The organism is Enterococcus sp. S183_ASV_20 (assembly GCF_018919685.1).
In the GTDB taxonomy this organism is placed as follows: domain Bacteria; phylum Bacillota; class Bacilli; order Lactobacillales; family Enterococcaceae; genus Enterococcus; species Enterococcus faecalis.
This window is the reverse complement of record NZ_JAHLRI010000047.1, coordinates 1-16,466: the sequence shown is the minus strand read 5'-3', so window position 1 is coordinate 16,466 and position 16,466 is coordinate 1. Positions and strand designations below refer to the sequence as shown.

18 protein-coding genes and 1 riboswitch are annotated in these 16,466 nt (G+C 38.1%); of the genes, 14 read left to right on the top strand and 4 right to left on the bottom strand.

The genetic code is table 11. The annotated features are described in order from the left end of the window. Nucleotides 1-106: 106 nt before the first annotated feature. Entirely contained in the window at nt 107-1,468 is a 1,362-nt protein-coding gene (locus KQI94_RS12440) for an MFS transporter (protein ID WP_002368795.1), read from the bottom strand. 163 nt (nt 1,469-1,631) lie between these two features. Further along, nucleotides 1,632-2,417 carry a TraX family protein gene (locus KQI94_RS12435; RefSeq protein ID WP_002368796.1) on the bottom strand — a complete coding sequence of 262 codons (786 nt, stop codon included), beginning with the start codon at nt 2,415-2,417 and terminating at the stop codon, nt 1,632-1,634. Between the two features lie 178 nt (nt 2,418-2,595). After that, a riboswitch (TPP riboswitch) is annotated at nt 2,596-2,686 on the top strand. Between the two features lie 104 nt (nt 2,687-2,790). On the opposite strand from KQI94_RS12435, the gene KQI94_RS12430 reads away from it, so the two are divergent. The 14 genes from KQI94_RS12430 (at nt 2,791) to dinB (ending at nt 13,890) form a co-directional block, all read left to right on the top strand. Continuing rightward, nucleotides 2,791-3,354: an ECF transporter S component gene (locus KQI94_RS12430; RefSeq protein ID WP_002362489.1), complete on the top strand. Its 564-nt coding sequence runs from the start codon at nt 2,791-2,793 to the stop codon at nt 3,352-3,354. Then, nucleotides 3,351-4,709 (top strand): ABC transporter ATP-binding protein, encoded by a 1,359-nt coding sequence (locus tag KQI94_RS12425; RefSeq protein ID WP_002368797.1) that lies wholly within the window; start codon nt 3,351-3,353, stop codon nt 4,707-4,709. The genes KQI94_RS12430 and KQI94_RS12425 overlap by 4 nt, the downstream gene beginning before the upstream one ends. Further along, nucleotides 4,700-5,353: a CbiQ family ECF transporter T component gene (locus KQI94_RS12420; protein WP_002362491.1), complete on the top strand. Its 654-nt coding sequence runs from the start codon at nt 4,700-4,702 to the stop codon at nt 5,351-5,353. The genes KQI94_RS12425 and KQI94_RS12420 overlap by 10 nt, the downstream gene beginning before the upstream one ends. A gap of 11 nt (nt 5,354-5,364) precedes the next feature. After that, nucleotides 5,365-6,027 (top strand): thiaminase II, encoded by a 663-nt coding sequence (tenA, locus tag KQI94_RS12415; RefSeq protein WP_002368798.1) that lies wholly within the window; start codon nt 5,365-5,367, stop codon nt 6,025-6,027. 175 nt (nt 6,028-6,202) lie between these two features. Further along, entirely contained in the window at nt 6,203-6,799 is a 597-nt protein-coding gene (gene recR / locus KQI94_RS12410) for a recombination mediator RecR (protein ID WP_002356363.1), read from the top strand. Between the two features lie 208 nt (nt 6,800-7,007). Next, nucleotides 7,008-7,646, top strand: coding sequence for a dTMP kinase (tmk, locus tag KQI94_RS12405; RefSeq protein WP_002356366.1), 639 nt, complete (start codon nt 7,008-7,010; stop codon nt 7,644-7,646). Nucleotides 7,647-7,665: 19 nt separating this feature from the next. After that, nucleotides 7,666-7,995, top strand: a complete 330-nt coding sequence (locus KQI94_RS12400; RefSeq protein ID WP_002356367.1) for a cyclic-di-AMP receptor — start codon at nt 7,666-7,668, stop codon at nt 7,993-7,995. 1 nt (nt 7,996) lies between these two features. Further along, complete coding sequence (gene holB, locus KQI94_RS12395; protein ID WP_002389791.1) at nt 7,997-8,947, top strand: DNA polymerase III subunit delta'; 951 nt, start codon at nt 7,997-7,999, stop codon at nt 8,945-8,947. Nucleotides 8,948-9,063: 116 nt separating this feature from the next. Then, on the top strand, nt 9,064-9,903 hold the full coding sequence (locus tag KQI94_RS12390) for a stage 0 sporulation family protein (RefSeq protein ID WP_002356371.1): 840 nt from the start codon (nt 9,064-9,066) through the stop codon (nt 9,901-9,903). After that, entirely contained in the window at nt 9,896-10,243 is a 348-nt protein-coding gene (locus KQI94_RS12385; RefSeq protein ID WP_002368801.1) for a DNA replication initiation control protein YabA, read from the top strand. Before KQI94_RS12390 ends, KQI94_RS12385 begins: the two co-directional genes overlap by 8 nt. Before the next feature lie 111 nt (nt 10,244-10,354). Continuing rightward, entirely contained in the window at nt 10,355-11,227 is an 873-nt protein-coding gene (gene rsmI / locus KQI94_RS12380) for a 16S rRNA (cytidine(1402)-2'-O)-methyltransferase (RefSeq protein ID WP_002368802.1), read from the top strand. Between the two features lie 14 nt (nt 11,228-11,241). Continuing rightward, nucleotides 11,242-11,904, top strand: a complete 663-nt coding sequence (locus KQI94_RS12375) for an ATP-binding cassette domain-containing protein (protein WP_002368803.1) — start codon at nt 11,242-11,244, stop codon at nt 11,902-11,904. Beyond that, on the top strand, nt 11,888-12,646 hold the full coding sequence (gene fetB, locus KQI94_RS12370) for an iron export ABC transporter permease subunit FetB (protein ID WP_002356377.1): 759 nt from the start codon (nt 11,888-11,890) through the stop codon (nt 12,644-12,646). The genes KQI94_RS12375 and fetB overlap by 17 nt, the downstream gene beginning before the upstream one ends. A 128-nt stretch (nt 12,647-12,774) precedes the next feature. Next, entirely contained in the window at nt 12,775-13,890 is a 1,116-nt protein-coding gene (gene dinB, locus KQI94_RS12365) for a DNA polymerase IV (protein ID WP_346011721.1), read from the top strand. Nucleotides 13,891-13,934: 44 nt separating this feature from the next. On the opposite strand, the gene nrdG is transcribed toward dinB, so the two are convergent. Continuing rightward, complete coding sequence (gene nrdG, locus KQI94_RS12360) at nt 13,935-14,531, bottom strand: anaerobic ribonucleoside-triphosphate reductase activating protein (RefSeq protein ID WP_002368804.1); 597 nt, start codon at nt 14,529-14,531, stop codon at nt 13,935-13,937. A gap of 32 nt (nt 14,532-14,563) precedes the next feature. Beyond that, the coding region (gene nrdD, locus KQI94_RS12355) for an anaerobic ribonucleoside-triphosphate reductase (RefSeq protein ID WP_216454458.1) at nt 14,564-16,466 on the bottom strand (1,903 nt) is incomplete at its 5' end.

The following is a 16,466-nucleotide window of genomic DNA, read 5'->3' as shown; positions in this document are numbered from 1 at the left end:
ATTCAATCAAAAAACTGCATAAAAATAGAGTGGAAAAATCCACTCTATAAAAAGTCTAACTTTTTGGGGTCACTACATTACTATGGAACTGACCAGCTGCTTTTTTTTAAGCTTTTTTGCGGAAATAATTCCAGCAAGCAATTAAAACAATTACTAATAAGGTTAACAAGAAAATCAGAGAAATGAGGGAGCCCATCGTTGTCCCCTGAGCAAAATTATCTGCGTGGTCTTGAGCGATATTAATAATCGTTGCTACAATGGCCGTCGCAATAGCGCCAGAAAATTGTTGAAGTGTATTAAATAACGTATTGCCGTCGCCAAAATCTTTCTCCTCTAACAAGCTCATACCAGTCGTCATCATATTACTGTATGCAAAACCTAGACCAATCATATAGGTAACATGTCCAGCGACGAATCCTAATAAAACAGGCATCTCCAGTAAAATTGTTAAAGCTAGCCAACCGATTGTCGCCAAACTTAAGCCAAATAATATAGGTTTTTTAGCGCCGTATTGATCCAACACTCGTCCAGAAAGTGGTGCCAAAATGGCCCCGACTGTAGCACCTGGCAGCATGACTAGCCCAGCTACAAACGCATTTTTTCCAAGGACGATTTGAACAAAGTTTGGTAAGACAAAGGAAATACCTAACAATAAGAATTGACAAACTAAAAAGCCACATAAAAATAAAACGAAGGCGGGATTTTTTAAAATTGTCAAACGTACTAGTGGCTGTTCAGCGGTCGTTGCTCGTTTATAAAAAATAACAAAGCCAATAACGGCTGCCAGAAGTGAAAGCCAGCCAAACAATGTGCCAATTTTACTTAAAAACATCAACAAACCACTAAATAACAGGGCAATACCAATTAAACTAACCAAATCAAGAGTGGTGTTTTTTTTAACAGGTATTTCTGGAATAGCAGATAATCCCATAAACAAAGAAAGTAGTAAAACAGGAATTAAGAATAAAAAGATGGCGTGCCAAGATAGGGAAGATGTTAAGATTCCACCATACGTTGGACCAATGGCTGGAGCAATTGAAGTGGTCAATGTGCCTACCCCCATCATCGTTCCTCGTTTTTCCAGCGGGGTAAAGTTCAAAATAATATGAAACATCAGTGGCAAAGCAATCCCAGTGCTAGCCCCTTGGAAGAGTCGGCCTAATAACAAGATACTGAAAGATGGCGAATAGACATCAATCGCTAAACCAATCAAAAAGAAAAGATTCGCAACAATAAATAAGCGTCTTAACGAATAGGTTTTTAATAAATAATTGGATAAGGGCACCATGATAGAAATAACTAATAAATAAATCGTTGTCACCCACTGCACGGTACCAGTGGAAACACCAAATTCCTTTGTTAATGTCGGAAAGGTTACATTCATTGCTGTTTCAATTAATACGCCAGCAAAAGACATAATTCCTGTCGCTAAAACGGCAGGGAATAATCGTACGTTTTTTTGTTCCATTTAATCACCTCTATAGTTTTCATTTTTTCGTAAAAAAATAGAAGCAGTTTCTATAAGAATAGAAACCGCCTCTCTCTCGACACGCAACTTGCGTGTTATCTGTACGATTTGTTTACATGTTGCATTGTAAACAGTTTTTAGGCAATCGTCAAGCAGAAAATAATTAACGTTGCATGAAGAAACTAATAATTGCAAAAATAGCAATGTGAGCTGGATAGAAAATATAAAAGAAATTCCGCATGCCACGGCCTTTTTCACAATTATAAAGAACAATTGGAATCGCTGCTAAAATCATCATCCATTGGTGGTTCACCCCGAATAGTTCTTGGAAATTATAGCTGGCTGCTGAAATCAACGCAACAACGCCAATCGCTGAAATTTGTAACCATTTTTTGCCATGGAATAAATAAAAAGCCACGGCCAAGAGAACAAATAAAAACCCACCTTCTGTCATCATTAGTGATGGCACAATCAGATTGAAAAGTTGGAAACCAATTAAGATAGCAGGGTTGCTTAATATGTCTGGAGAACTAAAAACAACGAGAGGTAGAGCACTGATTAATAAAGGCACAATAAACCAAAGAAGCCCTTTACCAATTTGTTTTTGTTTAAAATAGTCCATAGACTGCATGTAGACCGTACCTAAAAATAACGTCCCAAAAATATTATTGATAATTAAGCCACCTGTTGAAAAATACGCATTTAAAATGCCGTTCAGAATCCCCATAATCCAGAAGCCTAACAATAACCGGAACATGTATTTTCGCCGATTGCTTGTGTGAATGAAGCCTTCAGAACTTTCAAATAAGAAAATAGGTGCAGCAATTCGTCCAATCCATCCGAACCAACCAGGCACGCCTAAAAAACTAAAAAATTGCAATAGATGGTCAAAGACCATTGAAATAACCCCAATGACTTTCAAATGAAAGCCAGTTAATGTTTTACCCATAGTATAAACGCCTCTCTTTCATAAAGAACAATATAACAAAGTCCAGAAAAACCAACCATTTATTTGCCTAACAGTTATCTTACAAAATTGTTTGATTTCTTCAGCTTTTGATGAAAGAAAAAAGTGCCAAGACTAGTTTTTATAATTATTCTATGCTATAGTAAAAGTACATTTTAATAAAAAACATTTGGGGTGCTGTTATGGCTGAGATGATACCCATTGAACCTGATGCAGTTAGTACTGTCGCAGGGAAATGCCGATTTACTTTGATTTTTCACGCACTCATTCTGTCCTAGGATGAGTGTGTTTTCTTTTATCAGGGTTTATTTAAGTCACTCCTTTTGCTTTTTGTTAAGAGAAAGGAGTTTTTTTATTGAAAAAATGGTCATTGCAACAAGTCGTCTTACTCGCTTTTTTAGCCTTTTTGTTTGGCGGTGTTTTTATGGGGGCAGGGTTCCTCTATGCGTTATTGAATGCTGCGCTGTTACCATTAGGACTGAGTCCATTTGCCAATGAGCTTTTATTTGGGATGTGGACCATGGTGGCACCAATTGCAGCGATGCTGATTCCACGAGCGGGAAGTGCTGTTTTGGCGGAAGTTTTAGCCGCTTTGGCAGAAATGCTTTATGGTTCGTATTTCGGACCTAGTGTATTAATTTCTGGTGTGATTCAAGGCCTAGGTAGTGAAAGTGGCTTTTTTGTGACACGCTACAAACGATACGATACACTAACGTTATTTTATAGTGCGATTGGGACGACTATTTTTAGTTATGTGTATGAATACTTTAAGTTTGGTTATGGCAATTACGGTCTGGGGATGAACATTGCTTTAATTAGCGTTCGGTTCGTTTCTATTTGTTTCTTTGGTATTTTCTTAACGAAAGTTATTTTACGAATGTTTCAGTCTGCGCAAGGGTTAGCTGTGAAGGCAAAATGAATAGTATCCAATTAAAAGCTGTGTCCTTTTCACGAGAACAACCCTTGTTTGAAAAGACAAATTTAGCAATTCCTCAAGGAACGTTTTCCTTATTAATTGGCGATAGTGGTAGTGGAAAATCAACGCTCTTACGATTGATTGCCGGATTTGCTCCGCTTGATTACCAAGGAGAAATTTTGATTGAAGGAATGGAGCGCCGACAATTATCAACTCGTGAAAAGGCGCAAAAAATTGGCATGCTGTTTCAAAACCCCAGTCAACAATTTACAATGAAAACCTTGGAACGAGAACTGATTTTTGCTTTAGAAAACTTAGGAATCTCGCCTGAAGAAATGAACCGAAAAATCCAAACAGCGCTTCAACTTGTTCAGACTCAAACCTTATTCACACGAGAATTAGCGACGTTATCTGGTGGTGAAAAACAAAAAGCGGCGTTGACAGTTCTGCTAGCAATGAACCCAGATATTCTTTTATTAGATGAACCTTTTGCAAGCATTGATCCAACCTCTCGAAAACAATTTATTCAAATTTTAGCAAGACTCCATCAAGCAGGCAAAACGATTTTGGTGTGCGACCACGATTTCAACGATTACGCTGATGTTGTGGACCAAGTCGTCACGTTGAAAAACGGCCAGTTTGAAAAGCAACCGTTGACGTTTATCAAAACAAAACCGCAGACATTTCAGCTTACAACTTCTGTGGTAAAACAACCAATGCTCCAATTAAAAAATTTTCGTTTGTCTCAGGGAAAACGAGTGCTACTTGAAGAAAAAGAAGCGCTTTTTTTTAAAGGAATTACCACGTTGACGGGTCCAAATGGGGCGGGGAAATCCACCTTATTAAAAGCCATCGTTCAGAGACAAAAATATCAAGGAAAAATGTTCTTGGCGGGCCGCCGCTTGCGGGCTTCAAAAAAATTGTATCAACACATGACATTAGCGGTGCAACAAGCCAATCGTCAGTTTGTCACGTTGACTTTACGAGAAGAGCTTTTGTTTGGTCAGAACATGACAGCAGAAAAAAGAAGAAAACGAGAGGAAGCCTTAACTTTTTTAGGTTTAAAAGAAAAACTAGAGCACAGTGTTTTTCAACTAAGTGAAGGGCAAAAAAAGATGGTGCAATTAATTAGTTTGCTGAGCTTAGATTTGGACTGTTTACTTTTAGATGAACCTTTTGCTGGATTAGATGAGCGAGCATGCAATTATTTTGTTGAATGGATCAAAGAAAAAAGTGCGCAACAAGATTTTCTAATCGTCACGCATCGGCTAGAACCTCTCTCTGGCGTGAGCAATTACCGAATAGAATTGCTGCAGCAACAACTGATTATCTGGCAGGAGGGAACCACATGCAAATAAAGCAAACAAATGCAGCAATTTATGCTTCTTTGATTCTTATTTTGACCTTTGAATTATCTTTTTCTCAGTCAATTTTGGCAAATTTGGCGGTTTTTATGGGTTGTGTCATTTTTTTAATAGGCCAGCGAAAATCCCGCTTACTGCTTTGGTTATTTTTCTTGCCACTTTTACCAGCAATCGGGACGTTTTGGTCTATTTATTTGCATGGTACGAGTAGTCAACAAGCCTGGCTTTTGTTTAGTCGAACGTATGCCTTTGCCGGTTTAGGACTAGCTTTTGCTGTAGGCGTTGATTTTGAAGAATTATTGTTGTTATTGGAACAAAAGGGGCTAGCACCAAACTTTGTTTATGGAATTTTAGTGGTGGTTCACGCCTTACCGGAAGTGAAAAGAGAAATTAATGATTTAAAAGAAGCAAGCCTACTCCGTGGCAAAACGTTTCATTTTTGGTCGCCGATGCTTTATGTTAAAACACTGCTCGTTGCTGTTTCTTGGCGAGATAAATATACGGAAGCAATGTCTGCCCATGGCTATGAAGAAGGAGCTACTAGAAGTCGAAAAGAGCATTTTGTGTCAGCAAAAGTCAGTCTTGGGCTTGCTATTTTGATCATCATTTTTACAAATTTGTTTATTTTTCTAACGTAAAGGAGAAACCTATGACATTTACAGAACAAGCCAAAGAACAAGCGCAAGCTTCTTGGCAAGGGAGTTTTCAGCATCCTTTTATCACAGAGTTACATGAAGGAACCTTGAGTCCAACGATTTTTCGCTACTATTTAATTCAAGATCATTACTATTTAAAACACTTTAGTCAACTTTATCGCTTGATTGCGGCACAAACGCAACAACCTCGATTGAAAAAATTACTCTTAACAAATGCGGAAAATCTCGCGTTGGGCGAATTAGCTATTCGTGAAACTTTTTTTGAAGAACTAGCGATTACGAAAGAAGAAGTTGCAGCGACACCGATTGCACCAACCGCTTATCACTATGTTTCTCATATGTATCGCCAACTTATTGAAGGAACGCCTAAGACGGCCGCAGCAAGTATGTTGCCTTGTTCTTGGCTCTATCAAGAAATTGGTGCACAGTTAGTCAAACAACACTCACCAGAGCCACTGTACCAACGTTGGATCGAAACCTATGCGGGGGAGGAAGCGTACCAACACGTCCAAGAGGAACGCCAACTGTTAGACCAATTATATGAAGAAAGTTCACCACAAGAACAAGCAGCTATGATCACCGCTTTTGTTATCAGCAGTGAGATGGAATACGCTTTTTGGGAAATGGCCTATACACACGAAACCTGGATTGGTTAATACAAAAACAAGTCGTTTAGTGCTCGTAACTAACGACTTGTTTTTGTATTAGAAAGCAGTAATTGTCAGTTGCTTTTTTGACAGGTCGTGATAAGATATTCAGTGACGCAAAATCTGTTGTAACTCGCTCAGTAATAACAGAAACGCCTTGCTAAGAAAGGACTGTAGAAGCCTCATGAATTATCCAGAACCGATTGCAAAATTGATTGAAAGTTATATGAAATTACCAGGAATTGGTCAAAAAACAGCGACACGGCTTGCTTTTTATACAATTGATATGAAAGAAGAAGATGCTAATGCTTTTGCAAAAGCGCTAATTAGTGTCAAGAGAGATCTCCATTTCTGTAGTATTTGCGGAAATATTACTGAAGAAGATCCTTGTGAAATTTGCCAAGATAAAAATCGTGACCGTAGTATTATTTTAGTAGTGGAAGAACCAAAAGACGTTATGGCAATGGAAAAAATGCGTGAATATCAAGGCTTGTATCACGTACTCCACGGGGTGCTTTCACCGATGGAAGGAACAGGACCAGAAGATATTAATATTGCCTCTTTGATCAAACGATTGCACGATGATGAAGTGAAAGAGGTCATTATAGCAACAAACGCTACCACTGAAGGAGAAGCGACGGCGATGTATTTATCACGGCTCATTAAACCAGCTGGAATCACCGTTACTCGTTTGGCACACGGCTTGTCTGTCGGCAGCGATATTGAATATGCAGACGAAATAACCTTGCTAAAAGCAGTCGAAGGACGTCGAGAAATTTAAAAGAAACATCGTTGGAAAAAGAAGTTGAAATCGAAGTAGGTCGTTTCTGTGAGAAAATGTCGCAGTTCAAGTTTTTCCGTACTTCTTTTTCAGTTTCTTTTTTTCAGCGGATGCATCACTTTAAATAGGACATAAGGATTTCAATTAGACTGATAGAGCAAGATGAAGTATAATAGATACAAGTAAAAATTGATTGGAGTTTTCGCACGTGCAGGGTATTTTTATCACATTTGAAGGTCCAGATGGTGCTGGTAAAACCAGTGTTTTGAAGGAAGTTTCTGAAAGATTAGCTAAAGAGTCAAAACGAAAAATTGTCACTACAAGAGAACCAGGCGGCATACCGATTGCCGAAAAGATTCGAACAGTTATTTTAGATCCAAGAAATGACAGAATGGATGAGCGAACAGAAGCTTTACTTTACGCAGCTGCTCGTCGTCAACATTTAGTGGAAAAAATCTTGCCAGCTTTGGAAGCGGGTCATTTAGTCCTATGTGATCGTTTTGTTGACAGCTCATTAGCCTACCAAGGCGCTGGGCGTAGAATTGGGATTGCCCCCATTGCTTCAATTAATGCGTTTGCGACAGAAGGTGTCTCACCAGATTTTACAATTTATTTAGACGTTGACTCAGATACTGGCTTACGGCGGATTCAAGAAAATCGAACACAGCAAATTGATCGCTTAGATTCAGAAGGATTAGAATTTCATCAACGTGTTCGTCATGAATATTTGAAATTAGCAGAAGAAAATCCACAACGTATCAAAAAGATTGATGCACGGATGAGTTTAGAACTTGTCGTAGAAGCAACGTATCAGGCGATTATTGAACGTTATCCAGAAAACTTTTAATTATAGGAAGGTGTAGACCATGAAGATTATTTTAGCCATTGTACAAGACAAAGATAGTAACCGATTAGCCAACGAATTTATTGATGCCAATATTCGTGCTACAAAATTATCCTCAACAGGTGGATTCTTAAAAGCGGGAAACAGCACATTTATTATTGGGATTGATGATGAACGTGTCGACGAAACATTAGCTTTAATTAAAGAAACATGTCAATCAAGAAAACAATATGTTTCAACACCTGTGACTTTAGATATCACAATGGATGGCCAAATTCCTTATCCTGTGGAAGTTGAAGTAGGCGGCGCTACTTGCTTCGTCTTACCAGTTGAAGGATTCCATCAATATTAAGATGAATGAAGCACAACAGCTACAGCAAATGCAACCTTTGCTGTACAAGCAACTCCAAAAAAGTTTTGAGCATGGTCGTCTTGCCCATGCTTATCTTTTTGAAGGAGATACAGGAACTGGAAAACAAGAATTTGGCTTATGGATGGCGAAACATGTCTTTTGTACGAATTTAGTAAATCAACAGCCTTGTAACGAATGCCATAATTGTGTGCGGATTAATGAAAATGAACATCCAGATGTTTTAAGAATTGCGCCAGATGGGCAAACCATCAAAGTGAACCAAATCCGTGAATTAAAAGCGGAGTTTTCTAAAAGTGGGGTCGAGACTGCTAAAAAAGTTTTCTTAATTCAAGAAGCAGATAAAATGAGTACCGGCGCAGCCAATAGTCTCTTAAAATTTTTAGAAGAACCAGAAGGACAAATTTTAGCTATTTTAGAAACCACTTCGCTTTCTCGAATTTTACCAACGATTCAATCACGATGCCAAACCTTACATTTTCAACCATTAGTCAAAAAAACATTAATTGATCGCTTAATCAAACAGGGGATTGGTGAAAAGACTGCAACCCTTTTAGCTGAGCTGACAAATAGTTTTGAGAAAGCAGTTGAAATCTCTCAAGATGAATGGTTTAATGAAGCTAGGGAAATCATTTTGCAATGGTTTAATTATCTAAAAAGTAATGATTTACAGGCATTTATCTACGTTCAGAAGAAAATGGTCAAAGTATTTAAGGAAAAAGAACAACAAGCGCTTAGCTTTGACTTGCTCATGGTTTATTACCGTCAATTATTGGAAGAAAGTGTTGCGACACAGCAAGCCAAAAAAATAACGGAAGAGCAGGCGGAACGGTTGGCGCTAATTTTGAAAGCACGCCAAAAATGGACTGCCAATGTTAGTTGGCAAAATGTTTGTGAACAATTAGTTATCCAAATGATTCACCCTAAATCATAAAGGAAAAAAGTGCCAAGTGGCATTCAGTTTCATAATATAGTAGGAACTTAGTTGTTTCAGCAAGTTCCTTAACCGATTGAAGCGACGTTCACTTGAACTAGATTAGGAGGAATAAAATGGTAGAAGTAGTAGGAGTTCGCTTCCGTGAAGCCGGTCATATCTATTATTTTGCTCCTGGAAAATCTGAGTATATTTATAATGAGAAAGTACTCGTTGAATCTCAACAGTCAAAACAATTAGCTACTGTTGCTATTCCTAAAAAAACAGTCGATTCAGACGATTTACCAGAGGACCTAAAACCCATTTTAAATAAAGCAACAGCCAATGATTTAGAAAAAGAACAAAAAAATTTGGCTGATGCAGAAGCTGCCAAAAGCATTGCCAATGAAAAAATTCGAGCTCATGACTTAAAAATGAAATTAGTGCGAGTAGAATATACCTTCGATCGTAGCAAAATGATTTTTTACTTTACGGCAGATGGGCGAATTGATTTTCGTGAATTAGTCAAAGACTTAGCGGCTATTTTCCGGACGCGAATTGAGTTACGTCAAATTGGTGTCCGAGATGAAGCGAAAATATTAGGTGGCATTGGCCCTTGTGGCAGACAACTATGTTGCTCAACATTTCTAGGAGATTTTATGCCAGTTTCAATCAAAATGGCTAAAGATCAAGGGTTATCTTTAAATCCTGTCAAAATTTCGGGATTATGTGGCCGCTTAATGTGTTGTTTGAAATATGAAAACGACGAATATGAAGCCGCTAAAAAAGAATTACCAGATTATGGAAAAGAAGTAATAACACCAGATGGCAAAGGCAAAGTCGTCGGGTTGAATCTATTAAGTCGGATTGTCAAAGTTCGTCTGCATGGTCGTGAAATCGCAGCGGATTATGATTACGAAGAAATCAAAGAAGCTACTGCGAAAGTTGCTGCTGAAAAAGGTGATCAAAATGGATAAACGTTCGCTCTATGATGGATTAAATTCGTTGGAAACTGATTTAGACAGTTCCGTGGCACAATTAAGAGAAATTAAAGCAGCACTCCATGAGTTGGTAGAAAAAAATACCACGTTGGAAATCGAAAACCAACGCTTACGAGAGCATCTCCAAGAACTGAATAAGTTAGCAGGAAATACAACTGAAACTGAAAAACAAGAGCTATCAAAATCACGTATGAATTTGGAAAAACTTTATGAAGAGGGCTTCCATGTCTGCAATATTTTATATGGTTCAAGACGTGAAAATGATGAAGAATGTGCCTTTTGTCTTGATGTTATTTATGGGGAACGTACGCGTTAAGTTTAGTGGACACTGCAAATAAAAAGGAAAGGTTTGGTTTGACAGTCAATCAATTGTCAAATCAAACCTTTGTCTATTTATAGAACGAAAAAGGAAAATGAGGGATGCGCTATGCAAAAACAGAAAAGTTTTGATAAGCAAACAACAAAAGGAAAATTGTATCTTGTCCCAACACCAATCGGCAATTTAGAAGATATGAGTATTCGTTGTTTAAACATATTGAAAGAAGCAACGGTGATTGCTAGTGAGGACACAAGAAACACACAAAAATTGCTAAATCATTTTGAGATTACAACACCACAAATTAGTTTACACGAACATAATTACAAAGAGCGAATTCCTCAACTGATTACACGATTGCTGAATGGTGAAACGATTGCCCAAGTTAGCGATGCAGGTATGCCTTCAATTAGTGATCCTGGTCATGAATTGGTTACAGCATGTCTTGAAGAAGAACTGGCAGTGATTGCCTTGCCAGGACCTACGGCAGGAATGACCGCTTTGATTGCCTCGGGTCTTTTACCACAGCCATTTACGTTTTATGGTTTTTTACCAAGAAAGAAAAAAGAACAGAAAGACGTGTTATCAGCATTAAAAGAAGAACGGCCGACACAGATTTTTTATGAGTCCCCCTATCGGATTGCTAAAACGGTCGCAACGTTTGCTGAAGTCTATGGTCAAGAACGCCCCGCTGTGATTTGTCGAGAATTAACGAAACTTCATGAAGAGTATTTGCGTGGTACCTTAGGAGAATTAACAGAATATTTAGCAGAAAATAAGCTAAAAGGCGAGTGTTGTTTATTAGTTAGCGGATTTACTGGTGAGAAAGAGACAATAGCAGCAATGCCAGCTATTTCCCTCAAAGAACATGTACAAGTTTTAATGGAGGAAGAGGGACGGAGTTCAAAAGAGGCAATCAAAGAAGTGGCCAAATTGAGAAATGTAAAAAAACAAGAAGTATATAAAGAATATCATTCCATTTAAAAAAGGAGAGAAACATGAGTAATTTATTGCGAGCAGAAGGCGTGTCTTATCAAGTAAATGGTCGTAGCATTCTTTCTGATATTGATTTGTCATTTGAAACAGGCAGCAATACAACAATTGTTGGTCCTTCAGGTAGCGGGAAAAGTACATTTTTAAAAATTTTATCTTCATTATTAAGTCCTACAGAAGGCGAAATTTTTTATCAAGAAGCGCCAATTACTACAATGTCAATCGAAACATACCGCCAAAAGGTTTCTTATTGTTTTCAGCAGCCAACTTTATTTGGTGAAACCGTGTATGATAATTTGTTATTTCCATTTACCGTCAGACAAGAAGCGTTTAATCAGGAAAAAGTCGTGGCATTACTCCAACAAGTGAAATTGCCCGCTGCTTATCTTGAAAAGAAAATAGCCGAACTCTCTGGTGGTGAGCGACAACGGGTTGCTTTGCTACGAAACATTATTTTTGTACCAGATGTTTTATTATTAGACGAAGTTACAACGGGATTAGATGAAGAAAGCAAACAGATTGTCAATCAATTGTTAAACCAATTAAACAAAGAGCAAGGAGTCACGCTGGTTCGTGTCACGCATGATACCGAAGAAATTCAGCAAGCACAGCAAGTGATTCGTATTGTAGCAGGAAAGGTGGCGCCGACAGATGGATTTAGCAGTTAATAATTTATCCTTATTTTTTTCAGCCATGCTAGTGGTGGTCGCATTAATTATTAGTACTAAAGAAAAATTAGGTTTTACCAAAGATATTATTATTAGTGTGATTCGAGCAGTCATTCAATTAGTCGCAGTCGGCTATTTATTAAAATATGTTTTTCAAGTCAATAACCTGATTTTAACGCTCATCATGGTTTTGGTGATTGTTTCCAACGCAGCCTTTAATGCAAAAAAGCGCAGCCAGCAATTACAAAAGGGCTTTTTGATTTCTTTCATTGCAATTGGTTGTAGTACAGGAATTACCATTGGTATTTTGATTTTTTCTGGTTCTATTAAATTTATTCCTTCTCAAATCATTCCTATCAGTGGGATGATTGCCAGCAATTCGATGGTGGCAATTGGTTTATGCTATCGCAATTTAGATACTCTTTTTCAAAACCAACGGCAAGCGGTAATGGAGAAACTAGCGTTAGGTGCAACTATCAAACTCGCCTCTTTACCAATCATCCAACAAAGTGTGAAAACCGGGATGGCGCCGACGATTGATTCTGCCAAAACTGTCGGAATTGTTAGTTTGCCTGGGATGATGTCAGGCTTGATTTTTGCGGGCGTTGATCCTGTCCATGCGATAAAATATCAGATTATGGTGACTTTTATGTTGCTATCAGCAACAAGTATTGGTTCAGTGATTGCAACTTATCTTGCCTATAAAGGCTACTATAATCAACAAAAACAATTGGTTGTTTAATTAAAAAGCTGGAAATCTGTGTTTATAACTTCACGGATTTTCAGCTTTTTCTGGTTGAAATAAAGAAGTTTCAATTTGAAAAAGAACGGACGTTCGTATATAATGGAGGGAGGAGGCGAATCAAAATGATGAGCGAATTACGTTTTCCCTTAAAAAAAGATACGTCGAGAAAAATTATACATATAGATATGGACGCGTTTTTTGCTTCAGTTGAAGAACGAGATCATCCAGAGCTAGTAGGACATCCGTTAGTTATTGCGCGCCATCCAAGTGATACTGGGGGCAAAGGAGTGGTGACCACAGCGAATTATATTGATCGACAGTACGGTATTCACTCGGCTATGAGTGCTCAAAAGGCGTATGAACTATGTCCAAGTGCCATTTTTAAGCCAGGTAATTATCAGAAATATAGTGAAATTTCTCAAGAAATCCGTGAAATTTTTCGCCGCTATACAGATGTGATTGAACCAGTATCTATTGACGAAGCGTATTTAGATGTAACTGAAAATAAGGTCAACAGTAAGTCGGCTATTAAAATTGCGAAAATGATTCAATATGATATTTGGCATGAATTGCAGTTAACTTGCTCGGCAGGTGTTAGTTACAATAAGTTTTTAGCCAAGTTAGCATCAGATTTCCAGAAACCAAAGGGCCTGACGGTTGTCTTACCAGAAGAGGCCGAAGATTTTTTGAAAGCATTACCGATTGAAGATTTCCACGGAATCGGGAAAAAAACAGTGCCCAAAATGCATGAACTAGGGATTTTTACTGGAGCAGATTTATACAAGCAAGATGAGATGACGTTGATTCGGTTATTCGGTAAAATGGGTTATTCATTGTATCGTAAAGTCCGCGGTATCCATGATGCGCCAGTTCAAGTGACTAGAGATCGTAAGTCGGTAGGTAAGGAACATACTTACGGCACCCCTTTAACGACGGAAGAGCAGGTTACGGCTCAATTGAGACAATTAGCAGCAGGGGTTGAGCGTGCATTGCAACGAGTGCAAAAGCATGGCAAAACAGTAGTCCTGAAAGTTCGTTATACTGACTATACGACGATTACGAAACGTGTGACATTACCTGAATATATTTCTAAAAAAGAAGAACTTTTCTATCAAGCGAATTTAATTTGGGAAGATATTTTAGGTTTAGAACAAGGAATCCGTTTATTAGGCATTACTTTAACGAATTTAGATCCACTAGCGTATGAAAACATTGTTTTACCTTTATGGGAAAAAAGTTAGCCCTTTAGACACATCCTCAAGAGATGGCTAAAGGGCTAACTTTTTTAAATTGATTTTTTGATTTGTTCATAAGACGTTTCGGCGTCATGACATTTTTCCCAAATAACAGCTTTGCCAGCAGCAAGTGATTTGGGTACATCAATAATCCGTTGATTACTACTGCCACGAAATTGTAAATTTAAATTACGTTTTGCCAGTTCAAAGCGCCCATCAACTAAAATGTCAATTGAATGGAGTAGTTCAAGCTTATCAGGCGTTTCTGAAAGTAGTTCTTCAAAGGTATACCCAGACCAAGACCAGATATCTTTGGCTGAGCCAAATGTTTCCCGCACACGTTTGACTACACTAAGACAAACATCTGTATTCAGAAAGGGTTCACCACCCAAAAGAGTCAAACCTTGGACATAGTCATGGGACAAATCTTTAATAATTTGATTCATTAAAGATTCTGTAAACGGCGTACCGTAATTGAAATTTTGGACAGCTTTGTTAAAACAACCTTCACAAGCAAAGAGACAGCCACTCACATATAAACTATTGCGTACACCTTCGCCATCAACAAAGTTGAACGCTTTGTAATCGGCAATCTTTTTTTGGCTGTAGTCTTCGGTTTTCCATTCTTGTGGTTTCGGATTACGCATCAGCAAAACTTCTTTCTATAGAATAATCGAGTTTAATTTTTTAAATGTTTCACACGAGAGGAAATTTCTTTGTGCCGACCGTATACCATTGGGCGAGCTTGCGGGTTACCTAAATAACCACAAGTCCGTTTAACGACATCACAAGTCTTAGGATCATGATTGCCACATTCTGGACATTCAAAGCCACGTTCAGTTGGATGGAAGTCCCCTTCAAAACCACAGGCATAACAATGATCAATTGGCGTATTGGTTCCTAGATAGCCAACTTTGTCATAAGCGTAATCCCAGACAGCTTCAAGTGCTTTGGGATTTTGCTGTAACATGGGGTATTCACAGTAGTGGATAAAACCACCAGAACAATATTTTGGATAATCCTTTTCAAAATCAAGTTTTTCAAAAGGCGTTGGATTTTTGCGTACATCATAATGGAAACTATTTGTGTAATATTCTTTATCTGTAATATTTTCGACGATGCCAAATTTTTCAGTATCTAAACGGCAAAAACGGTCAGTCAAGCTTTCGCTCGGTGTAGAGTAGACACTAAAATGATAGCCGTATTCGTTGCCCCAGTTGTCGGCATTTTTTTTCAGTTCTTTTAAAATATCCAGTGTAAAGTTTTTGGCCTCTTGATTGTCCTCCCAAGCACCGCCGTAAAAGGCAGAAGCCACTTCATACAAGCCAATATAGCCAAGTGAAACCGTGGCACGTTTGTTTTTAAACAGTTCATCTACGGCATCCTGTGTAGCTAAACGTTTTCCAAATGCACCATACATGTATAAAATCGGTGCATTCGCTGGTTTAGCTTCTTTAACACGTTCAACCCGATAAACCAAAGCATCTTTAACGATCGCTAAACGTTCATTTAAAATTTGCCAGAACTTTTCTTGGCTTCCTTGCGCTTCTAAAGCGATTCTTGGTAAGTTCAAGGTCACAACGCCTAAATTCATTCGGCCAACATTTACTTCTTCACCTTGTTCGTCTTTCCAGCCTTGTAAAAAGGAACGACAGCCCATTGGTACCTTAAAACTACCTGTTAGTTCAACGATTTTATCATAGTTTAAAACATCAGGATACATGCGTTTCGTTGCGCATTCCAGTGCCAGTTGTTTAATATCGTAGTTTGGATCAGTAGGTTGCGCATTGACGCCTCGTTTAATTGTGAAAATCAGTTTTGGGAAAATAGCTGTTCGTTTTTCAATCCCTAAACCATTAATTCGGATTTGTAAAATCGCCCGTTGAATTTCTCGCTCAAACCAGTTGGTACCTAAACCAAATCCCAGAGAAGTAAAAGGGGTTTGTCCATTGGAAGTAAATAAGGTATTAATTTCATACTCAAGACTTTGCATAGCATCAAAAATATCTTTTTTCGTTTTCTTCCGAGCGAATGCTTTTTGGCGTTCTTCTCCTTCAATCCATTCTTGCGCATCTGCTAAATGTTTTTCATAATTACGTTCCGCAAAAGGCGCTAATAATTCATCAATCCGATCGGCAGAGCAACCACCATATTGACTGGAAGCTACATTGGCAATAATTTGAGAAATTTGTGCAGTGGCCGTTTGAATTGATTTTGGTGATTCGACATCAGCGTTCCCAATTTTAAAGCCATTGTTTAGCATGCCTTTAAAATCAATTAAACAGCAGTTTGTCATGGGCGTATATGGATGATAATCTAAATCGTGGTAATGAATGTCGCCTTTTTGATGGGCATTAGCCACATGTGAAGGCAACATCTTTAAACCAATTGATTTTCCAACAATCCCAGCAGTTAGATCACGTTGCGTATTAAAAACGTCACTGTCTTTGTTGGCATTTTCGTTCACGACAGTCTGATCTTTATTAATTAATTTGCCGATAGATACATTAATATCAGTCGCTTTACTACGCTCAAAATCACGTTGGGTTCTGTAATGAATGTATTCTTCGGCTAAGGCATAT